The sequence below is a fragment of the Sporichthyaceae bacterium genome (assembly GCA_036269075.1).
In the GTDB taxonomy this organism is placed as follows: domain Bacteria; phylum Actinomycetota; class Actinomycetes; order Sporichthyales; family Sporichthyaceae; genus DASQPJ01.
In genome coordinates this window covers 33,016-47,120 of sequence record DATASX010000016.1, presented here as the reverse complement: position 1 = coordinate 47,120, position 14,105 = coordinate 33,016, and the positions used below count along the sequence as shown (strand labels likewise).

At 69.7% G+C, this 14,105-nt stretch carries 12 protein-coding genes; 8 read left to right on the top strand and 4 right to left on the bottom strand.

The features are described 5' to 3' along the window. The first annotated feature begins 72 nt into the window (after window positions 1-72). The 3 genes from VHU88_02900 to VHU88_02890 all read left to right on the top strand — a co-directional run bounded on the left by VHU88_02900 (window position 73) and on the right by VHU88_02890 (window position 3,124). Window positions 73-1,077 carry an MCE family protein gene (locus VHU88_02900; GenBank protein ID HEX3610612.1) on the top strand — a complete coding sequence of 335 codons (1,005 nt, stop codon included), beginning with the start codon at window positions 73-75 and terminating at the stop codon, window positions 1,075-1,077. After that, window positions 1,077-2,348 carry an MlaD family protein gene (locus VHU88_02895; GenBank protein ID HEX3610611.1) on the top strand — a complete coding sequence of 424 codons (1,272 nt, stop codon included), beginning with the start codon at window positions 1,077-1,079 and terminating at the stop codon, window positions 2,346-2,348. Before VHU88_02900 ends, VHU88_02895 begins: the two co-directional genes overlap by 1 nt. Before the next feature lie 137 nt (window positions 2,349-2,485). Continuing rightward, complete coding sequence (locus VHU88_02890; GenBank protein HEX3610610.1) at window positions 2,486-3,124, top strand: hypothetical protein; 639 nt, start codon at window positions 2,486-2,488, stop codon at window positions 3,122-3,124. Window positions 3,125-3,155: 31 nt separating this feature from the next. On the opposite strand, the gene VHU88_02885 is transcribed toward VHU88_02890, so the two are convergent. Further along, complete coding sequence (locus tag VHU88_02885; protein HEX3610609.1) at window positions 3,156-3,335, bottom strand: hypothetical protein; 180 nt, start codon at window positions 3,333-3,335, stop codon at window positions 3,156-3,158. A 325-nt stretch (window positions 3,336-3,660) separates the two neighbouring features. Between VHU88_02885 and VHU88_02880 the strand changes: the two genes are divergently transcribed. After that, entirely contained in the window at window positions 3,661-4,599 is a 939-nt protein-coding gene (locus VHU88_02880) for an acyl-ACP desaturase (protein ID HEX3610608.1), read from the top strand. Window positions 4,600-4,789: 190 nt separating this feature from the next. Further along, window positions 4,790-6,037: a lipase family protein gene (locus VHU88_02875; GenBank protein HEX3610607.1), complete on the top strand. Its 1,248-nt coding sequence runs from the start codon at window positions 4,790-4,792 to the stop codon at window positions 6,035-6,037. A gap of 147 nt (window positions 6,038-6,184) precedes the next feature. Here VHU88_02875 and VHU88_02870 read toward each other — a convergent pair whose 3' ends face one another. The 3 genes from VHU88_02870 to VHU88_02860 all read right to left on the bottom strand — a co-directional run bounded on the left by VHU88_02870 (window position 6,185) and on the right by VHU88_02860 (window position 10,669). Beyond that, on the bottom strand, window positions 6,185-6,952 hold the full coding sequence (locus VHU88_02870) for an enoyl-CoA hydratase family protein (GenBank protein ID HEX3610606.1): 768 nt from the start codon (window positions 6,950-6,952) through the stop codon (window positions 6,185-6,187). A 250-nt stretch (window positions 6,953-7,202) separates the two neighbouring features. Next, a complete protein-coding gene (locus tag VHU88_02865; protein HEX3610605.1) occupies window positions 7,203-9,389 on the bottom strand; it encodes a 3-hydroxyacyl-CoA dehydrogenase NAD-binding domain-containing protein in 2,187 nt (728 codons plus the stop codon). A gap of 53 nt (window positions 9,390-9,442) precedes the next feature. Further along, window positions 9,443-10,669: an acetyl-CoA C-acetyltransferase gene (locus tag VHU88_02860; GenBank protein ID HEX3610604.1), complete on the bottom strand. Its 1,227-nt coding sequence runs from the start codon at window positions 10,667-10,669 to the stop codon at window positions 9,443-9,445. A 279-nt stretch (window positions 10,670-10,948) separates the two neighbouring features. Here VHU88_02860 and serS point away from each other — a divergent pair, with 279 nt between their 5' ends. The 3 genes from serS to VHU88_02845 are packed head-to-tail and all read left to right on the top strand — an operon-like array spanning window position 10,949 to window position 14,083. Further along, entirely contained in the window at window positions 10,949-12,232 is a 1,284-nt protein-coding gene (gene serS / locus VHU88_02855) for a serine--tRNA ligase (GenBank protein ID HEX3610603.1), read from the top strand. A 1-nt stretch (window position 12,233) separates the two neighbouring features. Further along, window positions 12,234-12,593, top strand: coding sequence for a DUF427 domain-containing protein (locus tag VHU88_02850; GenBank protein ID HEX3610602.1), 360 nt, complete (start codon window positions 12,234-12,236; stop codon window positions 12,591-12,593). A gap of 26 nt (window positions 12,594-12,619) precedes the next feature. Beyond that, window positions 12,620-14,083: a lyase family protein gene (locus VHU88_02845; protein HEX3610601.1), complete on the top strand. Its 1,464-nt coding sequence runs from the start codon at window positions 12,620-12,622 to the stop codon at window positions 14,081-14,083. Window positions 14,084-14,105 lie beyond the last annotated feature (22 nt).

Below are 14,105 nucleotides of genomic sequence, written 5' to 3'. Positions count from 1 at the left end.
CGAGCTTGCGAGTGAATCCATGTCACAGTCTCAGCTGATGCCGACCGGTCACCTGCCAACGAAGGCGCACCGATGAACCGGGCAGGCCTGCTGGCCGGCGGAGTGGCGCTGACCACCTTGGCCGGGTGCGGGCCGACCATATTCGACCTGCCTCGGCCCGGCGGAGGAGTCTCCGGCGACACCTACGAGATCACCGCCCAGTTCGCCGACGCGCTGAACCTGCCCGACGGCGCGCACGTCCGGGTCGGGGGCGTCGAGGTCGGTCGGGTGGAGAACATCAGCACCCACAACTTCGTCGCCGACGTGCGGATGCGGATCCCGCGCAAGGTCGTGATCACCGATGCGGCCACCGCCCAGCTGCGCCTGACCACCCCGCTGGGTGAGGGTTTCGTCGACATCGACCCGGGCAAGGGTCCGCACCAGCTCACCGACGGCGCGGTGCTCGCGACCGCGGCGACCAACACTGCTGCCAGCGTCGAGGACATGCTCGCGGCGGCCTCGGTGCTGATCACCGGAGGTGGCCTGGGCCAACTGCGGACGATCGCGGTCGAACTGCAGAAGGTGATCCAGGGCGACCACGGCGACCCGCGTGCGCTGTTGAAGTCGCTGAACGACACGTTGAGCGCCTTGGACTCGCGCAGCGCCGACATCGACAAGACGCTGGTAGCCCTCGACAGCCTGGCCGGCACGCTGGTCAACCGGAAGGCGACCCTGGACGCGGCGTTGCGCGACGCCGCGCCCGCGGCCAAGCTGCTGGCCGACCAGACCGACAAGTTCAGCAAGCTGTTGTCCCAGCTGGCCCAACTCGGCAAGGTCGGCGACCGGGTGGTCAAGGCCACCAGCGCCGACATCATCTCCGCGCTCAAGTCCGCCCAACCGGTCCTGGACGCGCTGATCTCGGTCTCGAAGGACATCGGCCCGACGTTGAGCCAGCTGGTGACGTTCGGGAAATTCTTCGACAAGGCCACGCCCGGCGACTACCTGTCCGGCGACGCCCAGTTCTCGCCGTCCGCGATCGGCGTCGGCACCGCCGGGCCGGATCTGAGCCTGCATCAGATGATGCGGGGGCGGCGATGATGACCTTCCTGCGTCGGCGCGGGAACCTACTGGCGAACCTGGCCGTCGCGCTGGTGCTGGTCGTCGGCGTCTACCACGTCGGCTTCAACATCCTGCGCCTGCAACTGGCCCGGCACCCGTTCGGCGTGAGCATGCAGCTGGGCACCTCCGGCGGCCTGTACCCGCGTTCGGAGGTCACCTACCGCGGCAAGCTCGTCGGGCAGGTCACCTCGCTGAAGCTGGTGCCCAACGGTGTCGTCGCGGCGCTGCGGATCGACGAGGGCACGAAGATCCCGGCCGACCTCGACGCGGTGGTCGCCGACCTTTCACCGGCCGGTGAGCAGTTCGTCGACCTGCGACCGCGGGTGGCCACCGGGCCGATGCTGCACGACGGCAGCGTGATCACCCAGGACCGCACGAGCGTCCCGCTCACGGTCCCGGTCGTGATCCGCGACGTGTCGCGCCTGCTCGACCAGTTCGACACCGCTGATCTGAACACCGTGGTCAGCGAACTGGCGACGGCGCTGAGCGGGACCGGGCCGGCGATGGCCGGGATCATCGAGAACTCCGACAAGATCCTGGCCGCGGCCCAGCAGGACCTGCCGTCGCTGAACAACGTGCTGAACAACGGCAAGACCGATGTGGACACCGGCAACGACCTGTCGGGGGAGTTCGCGAAGTTCAACACGGCACTGCGCGGGCTGACCGAGCAGCTGGCGGCCACCGACCCAACGATCGACAAGCTGCTGGCCTCGGGCCCCGGCTTCGTCGGCGACCTCGACAGCTTCGTCACCCAGTTGACCAACCCGATCTCCACGCTGCTGGGCAACCTGGTCACCCCGGGCAGCCTGATCGCGGCCCGGATCCCCGCGCTCAACGCGCTGCTGATCGCGTTCCCGCAGGCCACCGCGGGGCTGCGGACCACCGTCAAGGACGGCAACTTCATGACGGAGTTGCACCTGACCGGAAACCCGACCTGCAACTACGGGACGCCGCGGCGCACCCCGGTGGACGCCACCCGGCACCCGGCGGACCTGAACCGGGTGTGCACCGACAAGACCACCCCTGGCGTGGCGGCGCGCGGGGCCCAGAACGCGCCGCGGCCCTCGCCGTCCGGCCCCGGGGCGAACCTGGGCCCGGACGTCACCGGCTCGACCGCCGTGGCTTCCTACGACCCGAGCACCGACATGGTGGCGCTGCCGAACGGCTCACGACTGAACCTGGCCACCGTCCGCGGCGCCGGCACCGAGGCCGCCGTGCTGGCGCTGCTGCTGGCGTTGCTGCGCCAGTGACGCGAGCGGCGTTGCGCGGTTGAGGCGCGGGCGAGGCAGAATCCTCCCCCAAGGAGGCGCATGAACGAGCGCAGCGAGCGAACCGATGTCACAGTGACGGCCACCTTCGACCCGCACCGGGAATGGACGGTCCGCCGGTGAGCGAGTCGAATTCCGGTGGCGGTCCGGCGGTCCCGCACCAGTCCCCGGCCGGACCGGAGGCGAGCCCGGCTGCCGAGGCCCCGCACGCATCGAGCCCGGCCCCGCCGGCCGAGCCCACGCCGTCGGCGGCGGAGCCGGCCAAGCCGGGTCGCCGGGTGCCCTGGCGTCGGCTGGTGGTGCCGGCGGCGGCGGCCGTCGGAGTGGCGGCGGTCGTGCTTACCGTCCTGCAAACGTTGCGGCTACGTGACGAGCACGCGGACGACGACGCGCGCCGGCAGGCGATCGTCACCGCGACCAACTACGCGGTCGACCTGACCACCTACGACTTCTCGCACCTCGACGCGGAGTTCCAGAAGGTGCTCGACGAGTCGACCGGGTCCTTCCGCTCCGAGTACACCGCGGCCAGTGCCTCCCTGCGCGACCTGATCGCGAAGTTCAAGGCGACGGCATCCGGGAAGGTTCTTGAGACTGCTGTTGTCGCCAGCGACACAAGTCATGCAACGGTGTTGTTGTTCGTAGATCAAACAGTCACGAACACGAATTCCACTGCCCCACGCGTCGACCGAAGTCGGATGAAGATGGGGCTGGAGAAACACAATGGGAAATGGTTGATCAGTTCCCTCGACCTGCTCTGACCGCAGGCCCGGCGCTCAGTGGTACAGGCGCTCAGTGGTACAGGCTTTGTGTGTACCCGGCCATCCAGATTCCGAAGGTGATGGTGGCGATCGCGCACAGCACTGCAATGCCCGCAAGCAGAACGGAGGACCGATTCAGTCGCCTGTCGGCGCCGAGGACCTCGATCGTGGCCACCGAGGTGCCGCCCGCGCGGCTCGGCTCAGTTCGCATGGGTGAGATCGTCCCGTCAAACGACCGATTTGCACCCGCCTCGCTGACGTTCATTTACCAGGTTTTCCAGCCGCATGAGACGTTCGCTCAATTTCGTCGCGGTGTGTGCACGGGTGGGGACGCAGCGCCATCCAGTTCAGTATTCGCAGCCTTCGGTAATGCCGTCGCGCCGCTTGGCGCTCGGCGGGTGAGGAGCTTCACCCGGCCACCGGTTCCCGCGTAACCTACGGTTGCGTAACCTAGTTGGCAGAGCACGCAGTGTCGGGCAGGTCGGACGCCGGCGGCCCGGGCACAACGGCAAGCAGAACGGCAATCAGGGAGCGTCGTGACCACGACAGAACTCACGCAGATCGAGATCCTCACCGAGCTCGAGTCGGTGGTGGAGGCCGAGCTGGCACGTCACCTGGCCCAGGCCAAGGAGTGGATGCCGCACGAGTACATCCCGTGGGGCGAAGGTCGCACCTACGACGGCCCGCTGGGCGGCGAGGCCTGGAACCGCGAGCAGTCGAAGGTCGACCCCGCGGTGGCCACCGCGCTGGCTGTCAACCTGCTGACCGAGGACAACCTCCCCAGCTACCACTTCGAGATCGCCACGCTGTTCGGTCGCGACCGCGCCTGGGGCGCCTGGGTGCATCGGTGGACCGCGGAGGAGGGTCGGCACGGACAGGCGATCCGCGACTATCTGCTGGTGACTCGTGCCTGCGACCCCGTCGCGCTGGAGCGCGAGCGCATGGTCCACATGTCCGACGGCTTCACCAACGACAACCCGGGCGACGCGATCGCCTCGGTCGCCTATGTGTCCTTCCAGGAGCTGGCCACCCGGGTCTCGCACCGCAACGTCGGCAAGGCCACCGGCGACCCGATCGGCGAGGCGCTGTTTTCCCGCATCGCGACCGACGAGAACCTGCACATGGTCTTCTACCGACGGCTGCTCGAGGCGTCGCTGGAGATCGCACCGGACAGCACGATGCGCGCCATCACCGACGTCGTGCGCAAGTTCCAGATGCCCGGCTACGACCTGCCCGGCTTCCAGCGCAAGGCCCTGGAGATCGCGCTGGCCGGGATCTACGACATCCGGCAGCACCGCGACAACGTCCTGCTCCCGGTCCTGCGCTTCTGGAACGTCTGGGAGCGGTCGTTCGGCCCCGAGGGCGAGAGGGCCCGCGATGAGCTGGACGCGATCCTCGCCGAGCTCGACTCCTCGGCGACCCGCTTCGCCGAGCGCCGCGACGCCCGCGCCGCCCGCATCGCCGCGCGCGCCTGAGGCGCCTCCGCCGGTCGGAACGCGCCCTCCGCCCTGTGCCGTACCGCCTTGAGCCCTACCGCCCTACCGGCCTTGCAGTCGTCGACCTTCGTCCCCGCCTGTCGGCCGAAATAACCGCCGACAGGCGTGGTTTACGGTCGACGACAGCAAATGCTTGACGTTTCTTACCGGCGGTAAGATGCTGTCGGGTATGGGGACAATCACGACTCTTCGCCGATTCCTGGCAACCTCCGTCGCCGCGACCCTCGTGGTCGCGCTCGGTGTCCCGGCAGCCTCAGCCGCCGGCCCGACCAACTACCCGGACGGCTCCGGCTATCCCGTCTCGCCCAGCGACGACGCGTTCTACACCCCGCCGAGCCCGATCCCGGACGTCGCGCCCGGCACGATCCTGCGCTCGCGCCCGGTCGTCGTCCGCGGGCTCGGCCTGCCGATGCCGGTGCGCACCTACCAAGTGCTCTACCGCTCGACCGACACTCAGGGCCGGCCGGACGCCGTGTCGGGGACCGTCGGGGTCCTGCAGGACGGCCGCGCGGACGTCGACCGGCCGCTGGTCGTCTACAACATCGGCACCCACGGACTCGGCCCGACCTGCGCGCCCTCCTACCTGCTGCGGCTGGGCATGGACCCGGAGGAGCCGCTGATGGCTTCGGCCATCGCCCGCGGGTACGCGGTGATGGTGACCGACTACGAGGGCCTGGGCACCCCGGGCCCGCACACCTACGCCTCCGGTCCGACCACGGGCCATGCCGTTCTTGACGGGGCGCGGGCCGCGCTGCACCTGCCCGACCTCGGGCTGAGCCCGAAGGCCAAGACGGCGATCTGGGGCTACTCCGAGGGCGGCCTGGCCTCGACCTGGGCGGCTGAGTTGGCGAAGAGCTACGCCCCCGACGTCAACCTGGTCGGCACGGCGGCCGGCGGGGTGCCGGCCAACCTCGAGCACACCGCCCGCATGCTCGACGGCACTTACGGGTCCGGGCTGCTCCTGGCCGCTGCGGTCGGCCTGAACCGGGCCTACCCGCAGCTGAAGCTGGATCAGATCCTCACCGACGCCGGTAGGCAGGCCGCCGCGGCCGTGGCGAGTGAGTGCGTCGAGCAGTTCGCCGCCCAGTACTCCTTCAAGAAGCTCGCCGACTACTCGAAGGTTCCCGACCCGCTGGCCCTGCCGCGGGTGCGCGCCGTCCTGGACGCCAACAACCTGGGCCGCCGCATCCCGGCCGAGCCGATGCACATCTACGAGGCGACCAACGACGAACTGCTCCCGCTGGCCGACGTCCACAACCTGGTGGCCGACTACTGCCGGCATGGGTTGGCCGTGGACTACCACGAGTACCCGGGCGAGCACCTGTGGGTGGCTGGGTCCGGCTCGTTCGACGCCCTGGACTGGATCGCCGCCCGCTTCAACGGCGTCCCGGCGCCCAGCAACTGCGCCCAAGGCTGAGACCTCGGCCTAGGCCCCCGAACCAACCACGCGACTTCTGCTGCCTGTCCCACGTATCGCGCGCCCGCGATAGGTGGGACAGGCAGCAGAAGTGCGGTGGCGGTGGCGGTGGTGGCGGTGGTGGGCGCGCGGGGTCCGGCGGGAGCGTCAGGTCTGCCAGCGGGGCTTGCGCTTCTCCAGGAAGGCGGTCATGCCCTCCTTGGCCTCCTCGGAGGCGAACAAGCTCGCGGACAGCCGGGCGATGTCCTCGCCGTCGCGGTCCAACAGCTCCACGATCTCCTGGCCGAGCAGCTTCTTGGTCTGCGCCAACCCCTGCGGGGAGGCGAGCAGGAGCTCGCTCAGCACGTGCTGTACGGCCGCGTCGAGTTCGGCTGCGGGCACGGCCGCCGAGATCAGGCCGGCGTTCGCCGCGGCGGTGGCGTCGAAGGTCTCACCGGAGAGCATCCACCGGTGGGCGGTCCGCGGCTCCATCCGGGGCAGCACGGTCAGCGAGATGATCGCGGGCGCGACGCCGATGCGGGCCTCGGTGAAGGCGAAGGTGATGTCGGCGGCGGCGATGACGACGTCGGCGGCGCCGATGATGCCCAGGCCGCCGGCCCGGGCCGGCCCGGCCAGCTTGACGACCACCGGCTTGGACAGCGCGGCGATGCGTCGCAGCATCCCCAGCAGGATCCCGGAAACCTTCTCCAGACCCAGCGCGACCGCTTCCTTGAGATCCATGCCGGCGCTGAACACCGGTCCGTTGTGGGTCAGCACCACGACCCGGGTGGAGGCGTCGGCCTCGGCGGCGTCCAGCGCGTCGGTCAGCGCGGTAAGCATCGCGGTGGACAGCGCATTGCGGTTGGCCGGCGAGTTCAGGGTCAGCGTCGCGATGCCGCCCGCGCTCGTCGACAGGACCAGGGGTTCATCGCTCATGCCGCCGCCTCGTTCCTCGGCGGCGTCATGAGGGACAGGCGATTGAGGCGAGCGGAGCAGAGCACGCTTTTCGCTCTGGCTCCCGAGCCGATTGAGCCTGTTGACCGCAGGGAACACGGTCGCGCTGTGTTCATTGATTCGCTCGCAAGCTCGCTCATGACTACCTCTCGACATGCGTGCGTCCGGCGAACCCGAGGCTATAGCCGGGGGTTCGCCGGACGCTGCGGAGTGTGCGCGGGCCAGGCCTCGGTCAGCCCGGCAGGACCTTGCCCTGCTTGGCCGCGGTCACCAGCGAGGCGGGCGGGCTGAACCGGTCGCCGTACTTGGCGGCCAACTCCTGGGCCCGGTCGACGAACCCGAGCGGGCCACCCTCGTAGCCGGCGATGTACTGCACGACACCACCGGTCCACGGCGGGAAGCCGATGCCCAGGATCGAACCGATGTTGGCCTCCTCGACCGAGCGCAGCACGCCCTCGTCGAAGCACCGGATGGTCTCCAGCGACTCGACGAACAGCATCCGCTCCTGCAGCTCGATCAGCCCCGGGGTGCCGAGGGTCGGCATCAGGTCGTCGTTGCCGAAGTGCTCACGCAGCCCCGCCCACAGCCCGGCCTTCTTGCCGTCGACGTACTCGTAGAACCCGGCGCCTTCCTTGCGGCCGGGCCGGTTGAACTCGTCGATCATCCGGTCGACGACCGCGTCGGCGGGGTGATTCGCCCAGCCGGCCGCGCCGACGGCGCGCTGGGTCTCCTGGCGGATGTGGCGCATCAGCTTCATGTTCAGCTCGTCCATCAGCGCCAGCGCGCCGACCGGGTAGCCGGCCTGGGTGCACGCCTGCTCGATGGTCTGCGGGTCGATGCCCTCGCCGACCATCGCCAGGCACTCGTTGATGAACGTAGAGATCACCCGGCTGGTGAAGAAGCCGGGGGAGTCGTTTACCAGGATCGGCGTCTTGCGGATCTGCTTGGCGATGTCGAAGGCCCGCGCCAGGGTGGCCTCCGAGGTCCGCTTGCCGGAGATGATCTCCAGCAGCGGCATCTTGTCCACGGGGGAGAAGAAGTGCAGGCCGATGAAGTCCTCGGACCGCTGCACGCCCTCAGCCAGGCCGGTGATCGGCAGGCTGGAGGTGTTCGAGCCGAGCAGGGCGTCCGGGGCCACCAGGTGCTCGATCTCGCTGTAGACCTTGTGCTTGAGCTCCGGGCTCTCGAACACCGCCTCGATGACCAGGTCGGCCCCGGCGACGTCCTCGGCGGTCTCGGTCGGCGTGATCCGGGCCAGCAGCGCGTCGGCGGCTTCCTGGGTCATCTTCCCGCGCGAGACGGCCTTCTTGACCAGGCCCTCGGAGTACGCCTTGCCCTTGGTCGCCGCTTCCAGGCTGACGTCCTTGAGCACGACGTCGATCCCGGCCTTCGCGCACACGTAGGCGATGCCTGCGCCCATCATCCCGGCTCCGAGGACGGCGGCCTTCTTGGCCGTGTAGGTCTCGTAGCCGGCCGGCCGGCTACCGCCGGAGTTCACGAACTGCATGTCGAAGAAGAACGCCTTGATCATGTTCTTCGAGACCTGGCCGATCGCCAGGTCGACCAGGTAGCGCGTCTCGATCTTGAACGCCGAGTCGATGTCGACCTGCGCGCCCTCGACTGCCGCGGCCATGATGTTGCGCGGGGCGGGCATCGGGGCGCCCTTGATCTGCTTGCGCAGGTTGGCCGGGAACGCGGGTAGGTTCGCCGCGAACGCCGGGGTCGACGGCGAACCGCCGGGGATCTTGTAGCCCTTGACGTCCCACGGCGCGGTGGCGTTCGGGTTGGCCTTGATCCAGGCCTTCGCGTCGGCCAGCAGCGCGTCCGGGGTGTCGACCACCGCGTGCACCAGGCCCTTGGCCAGGGCGTCCTTCGGGTTGTAACGCTGGCCCTGCAGCAAGACGTTCAGCAGCGCGTCCTGGATGCCGAGCAGGCGCACCGTGCGGGTGACGCCGCCGGCGCCGGGCAGCAGGCCCAGGCTGACCTCGGGCAGGCCGATCTGGCTGCCCCGCGCGTCAAGTGCGATGCGGTGGTGGCAGGCCAGGGTGATCTCGTAGCCGCCGCCGAGGGCCGCGCCGTTGATGGCCGCGACCACCGGTCTGCCCAGGGTCTCCAGGCGGCGCAACTGCCTCTTGATGTTGTCGACGTTCACCGTGAACACCGGGGCGTCCTCGGGCCGCGCCGCAATCAGGTCGTTGAGGTTGCCGCCGGCGAAGAAGGTCTTCTTCGCCGAGGTGACGACCACGCCGGTGATGTTCGACTTCTCGGCCTCGAGTCGGTCGTTCACCGCGGTGATCGAGCTGACCCAGGCGTCGTTCATGGTGTTGGCCGAGCCGGCCGGGTCGTCCATGGTGAGGACGACGATGCCGTCAGCGTCCTGCTCCCAGCGGATCGTGCCGAGCGTGTCCTGCGCCGTCATGCGCGGGGGTCCCTTCTAGATTTCCCTTACCCGACTGGATGACTGACGATCGATCAGATTCGCTCGACCACGGTGGCGATGCCCATGCCGCCGCCGACGCAGAGCGTGACCAGGCCGTAGCGCTGGTCGCGGCGGTGCAGTTCGTCGACGATCGTGCCCAGCAGCATCGCGCCGGTGGCACCCAGCGGGTGCCCGAGCGCGATCGCGCCGCCGTTGACGTTGACCTTCTCCTCGAGCTCGGTCTGCGACAGGCCCATGTCCTTGCAGAAGCGCAGCACGACGGCCGCGAAGGCCTCGTTCATCTCGAACAGGTCGATGTCGTCGACGTCCAGGCCGGCCTTGAGCAGAGCCTTGCGGCTGGCCGGCGCCGGGCCGGTCAGCATGATCGCCGAGTCGGCGCCGCTGACCGCGGTGGAGACGATCCGCGCCCGCGGGGTCAGGCCGAGCTCGGTGCCGATGGCCTCGGAGCCGATGGCGACCAGCGAGGCGCCGTCGACGATCCCGGAGGAGTTCCCTGGGTGATGTACGTGGTTGATCTTCTCGACCCAGTGGTACTTCTGCAGGATCGTTGCGTCGAAGCCGCCGAGCTCGCCGATCATCTCGAACGAGGGGCTGAGCGCGCCGAGGCCCTCCAGGGTCGTGTCGGCGCGGACGTGCTCGTCGTGGTCGAGGATCAGCACGCCGTTGCGGTCGCGGACCGGGATCAGCGACTGGCTGAAGTACCCGCCGGCCTGGGCCTTGGCCGCGCGCTCCTGGGAGAGCAGCGCGTAGCGGTCGACGTCCTCGCGGGAGAAGCCCTCCAGGGTGGCGATCAGGTCGGCGCCGATGCCCTGCGGGGTGAAGTAGGTCTGGTAGCTGGTCTCCGGGTCCATCGCCCAGGCGCCGCCGTCGGAGCCCATGGCCACGCGCGACATCGACTCGACGCCGCCGGCCAGCACCAGGTCCTCCATGCCGGAGCGGACCTTCTGGGTGGCCATGTTCACGGCCTCGAGGCCGGAGGCGCAGAACCGGTTGATCTGTACGCCGGCGACGGTGTCCGGCAGGCCCGCGACCAGGGCCGCGGTTTTCGCGATGTCGGCGCCCTGGTCGCCCACCGGGCTGACCACGCCGAGCACCAGGTCATCGATACGGTCCGTGTCCAGGCCCGGGTTGCGTCGCCGCAGCTCGTCGATCAGGCCGACGACCAGGGATACGGGCTTCACGGTGTGGAGCGAACCGGTCTTCTTGCCGCGTCCGCGCGGGGTGCGGATCGCCTCATAAACGAACGCTTCGGTGCTCACGGCTGCCTCCTGCAGACAATGGCCTTCAGCTCGGACCGGCGGAGACGACCCTCTCGGCTCGCTCCGTCCTAAGTTGACTCGCCAGTAGCTTAGCGTCCGAGGCCCGCAACCTGACGTCCGGTCCCGGTGTCAAGCACAACGGTCGGACGCCGGTGAGGCTTCCCGGCGGTGGCGGCAATCCTGGCACCGATTTGCGTTAATGGCCATTCGCATCGGTGTGCCGGGCTCGTCCCCGACGCATGCGAACCGGCCCGTCGTGGCGGCCAGTAGGTTTGCCGGATGCACGATGCCAAGGAGTTGATCCAGCTCGGCGACGCGGCTGTGGCGCGGCTGGCCCGTCGGGGTTACCAGCTCGACCCGGCCCCGCTGGCCGCCCTGCTGACCGGACGCAACCAGGCCATCCGCACCGGCGACGAGCTGCGCGCGGAGTCCAAGCGCATCGCCGGCGAGGTCGGCAAGGCGGCCAAGGCCGGCGGCGACGTCGAGGGCCTCAAGGAGACCGCGCGGGAGCTCAAGGAACGCATCCGGACCGTCGAGGAGGACGCCGAACGGCTGGCCGCGGCGCTGCACGAGCAGATGCTGGTGATCCCGAATCTGCCCTCGGACGCGGCCCCGGACGGGCGCAGCGAGGACGACGCGGTCGAGGTGCGCCGGTGGGGCAGCCCGCCGGAGTTCGATTTCGCGCCGGCCGACCACGTCGACATCGGCGAGGCACTCGGCATCCTCGACTTCGCCCGGGCCACCAAGCTGTCCGGGCCGCGGTTCTCCGTCGCCCGCGGCGCGGGAGCCGCGCTGGAGCGGGCGCTGACCTCGTTCTTCCTGGACCTGCACACCCGACGTCACGGGTACACCGAGTACTCGGTGCCGGCCTTGGTCACCCGGGCCACGATGACCGGCACCGGCCAGCTGCCGAAGTTCGCCGACGACCTGTTCGCCACCTCGGCCGGCGACCGGGAGCTGTTCCTGATCCCGACCGCCGAGGTGCCGCTGACCAACCTGCACGCCGACGAGATCCTCGAGGCGTCGGCGCTGCCGTTCGCCTACACCGCACACACCCCGTGCTTCCGGTCGGAGGCCGGCTCCTACGGCCGCGACACCCGCGGCATCCTGCGGCTGCATCAGTTCTCGAAGGTGGAGCTGGTGCGCATCTGCGTGGCGGAGAACTCGAACGCCGAGCTCGAGCTGATGGTCTCCCACGCGGAAACCTGCCTGGTCGAGCTGGGTCTGCCGCACCGGGTGATCAAGCTGGCGGCCGGCGACATGGGGTTCTCCGCGCAGCTCACCTACGACATCGAGGTGTGGCTGCCGAGCCAGGGCCGCTACCGCGAGATCTCGTCCTGCTCGGACTGCGGTCAGTTCCAGGCCCGCCGCGCCGGGATCCGGGTCCGCGACGCCGCGGGAAGCCGCGCGCCCGCGGCGACGTTGAACGGTTCCGGGCTCCCGATCGGACGCACGATGGCCGCGATCCTGGAGAACTACCAGCAGGCCGACGGCTCGGTCGTCGTCCCGGAAGCCCTCGTGCCGTACCTCGGGACGAAGACGTTGGGGCCGAAGGAGAGCTGAGATGAGCGCTGGACACACGATCACGATCGAGCCTGCGAATGCCCTGGTGACCGTTACGGTCGACGGGGTCAAGGTCGCCGAGTCGCAGGGCGCACTGGTCCTGCACGAGACCGGACTGCCGCCGCGCTACTACCTGCCCGCGTCCGACGTCGACGCCGGCGTGCTGCGGTCCAGTGAGCTGCACACGACCTGTCCGTTCAAGGGCCAGGCCAGTTACCACTCGCTGGCGATCGACGGGACGACCCACACCGATGTCGTCTGGTACTACCCGGACCCGATCCCGGAGGTCGCGCAGATCGCCGGGATGCTGAGCTTCTACCCCGACCGGGCCCGCATCGAGGTCGACGGCGCAGCCGTCTGAGCCATGCTCGAGTGGAAAGGGGCCCGGTGCCCGAATACGCCCCGGAGTTGATCGCCGGCGGCTTCGCCGTGGAGATCGCCGACGCGGATCTGCTGCACAACTGGCTCGACCTGGCCGACCTGGCGCACGTGCTGGTGCTGCTGGACCGGGGCGTCCTGCCCCGGTCCGCGGCGGCGCGCCTGCTGGGGGCGTTGCTGGCGAGCCACGAGACACCGGTGGCGGAGATCGGTTACGACCCGGCCCGCGGGGAGATCTACAACTGCCGCGAGGACTGGCTGGTGGCCCGGATCGGCGACGACGCCGGGTGGCTGCACGCCGGTCGACCCCGGCGGGAGGCGGTGCGCATCGCGCTGCGGCTCCGGCTGCGGCGCGACGTGCTCGACCTGATCGAGGCCACCGCGCAGTTCGCCGGTGCGGTCGGTGCGCAGGCCGCCCGGCACACCGAGACCTGGATGCCCGAGCAGACCTATCTGCAGCACGCGCAGCCCTCGACCTTCGGGCACTATCTGCTGACGTTCGCCCATGCCGGGCTGCGCGACCTGGCCCGACTCGAGGACGCGTACGCCTGGCTGAACCGCAGTCCGGGCGGGGCCGGCGGGGTGAACGGTTCGGCGTTGACCGGCGACCGGAACACGGTGGCCGACCTGCTCGGTTTCGACGGGGTCATCGAGCACACCCGGGATGCCATGTGGCAGACCGACGGGTACATCGCGCTGCTCTCCGCGGTGACCAGCCTGGCCATCACGTGCGCGAAGCTGGCCGAGGACCTGGAGATCTGGGCCAGCCAGGAGTTCGACTACGTACGCCTGGCCGACGGGCACACCCGCACCAGCGTCCTGATGCCGCAGAAACGCAACCCTTACGCCTTGACGATGATCCGGGGTGAGGCCGGGGTCCTGATCGGCCGGCTGACCGGGATGCTGGCGGTGACCAAGTCCCCGTCCGCACGCAGCGACAACCTGATCTTCGCCTACGGCGAGGTGCCCCGGGCACTGGATCTGGCGGTGCGTCAGATGCGCTTGACCGCCGGTGTCGTGGCCGGGCTGACCGCGAATGCCGACCGGATGTACGCGGCGTTGGAGTCGGGGTACTCGCAGGCGGCCGACTTGGCCGAGCACCTGATGGTCGAGGTCGGGATCGACTACCGGACGGCCTACCGGATCGTCGGTGCTGCCGTGCGGCGGGCCGCCGAGCTCGGTCTGCGGGGGATCGACATCACCGGCGGGCTGCTCGCGGAGTGCGCGGTCGCGGTGGCCGGTTCCGAATTCGGTCTGCGTGAGCTGGATCTGACGGCCGCGCTCGATCCTCGCCAGATCGTCCGGTCGCGGGGCACGGTCGGCGGCGCCGAACCCACCGTGGTCGCGGCGATGGCGGCCGGGGCGGTCTCGGCCGGGGACCAGGCCCGCCGGGCCGCGGAGCAGCGTCGTGTCGCGCTGGACGCCGTCGAGTCCGGCCTGATCGCTCGGTCTCGCGACCTGGCAGCGATCTGACTTGCCGTCAGATCGATTGCCG

What these genes read in the sequence shown, in the direction of transcription:
- VHU88_02900 (HEX3610612.1), top strand. Translation starts at nt 73, where the DNA reads ATGAACCGGGCAGGCCTGCTGGCCGGCGGAGTGGCGCTGACCACCTTG.
- VHU88_02895 (HEX3610611.1), top strand. Translation starts at nt 1,077, where the DNA reads ATGACCTTCCTGCGTCGGCGCGGGAACCTACTGGCGAACCTGGCCGTC.
- VHU88_02885 (HEX3610609.1), bottom strand. Translation starts at nt 3,335, where the DNA reads ATGCGAACTGAGCCGAGCCGCGCGGGCGGCACCTCGGTGGCCACGATC.
- VHU88_02875 (HEX3610607.1), top strand. Translation starts at nt 4,790, where the DNA reads ATGGGGACAATCACGACTCTTCGCCGATTCCTGGCAACCTCCGTCGCC.
- VHU88_02870 (HEX3610606.1), bottom strand. Translation starts at nt 6,952, where the DNA reads ATGAGCGATGAACCCCTGGTCCTGTCGACGAGCGCGGGCGGCATCGCG.
- VHU88_02865 (HEX3610605.1), bottom strand. Translation starts at nt 9,389, where the DNA reads ATGACGGCGCAGGACACGCTCGGCACGATCCGCTGGGAGCAGGACGCT.
- serS (HEX3610603.1), top strand. Translation starts at nt 10,949, where the DNA reads ATGCACGATGCCAAGGAGTTGATCCAGCTCGGCGACGCGGCTGTGGCG.
- VHU88_02850 (HEX3610602.1), top strand. Translation starts at nt 12,234, where the DNA reads ATGAGCGCTGGACACACGATCACGATCGAGCCTGCGAATGCCCTGGTG.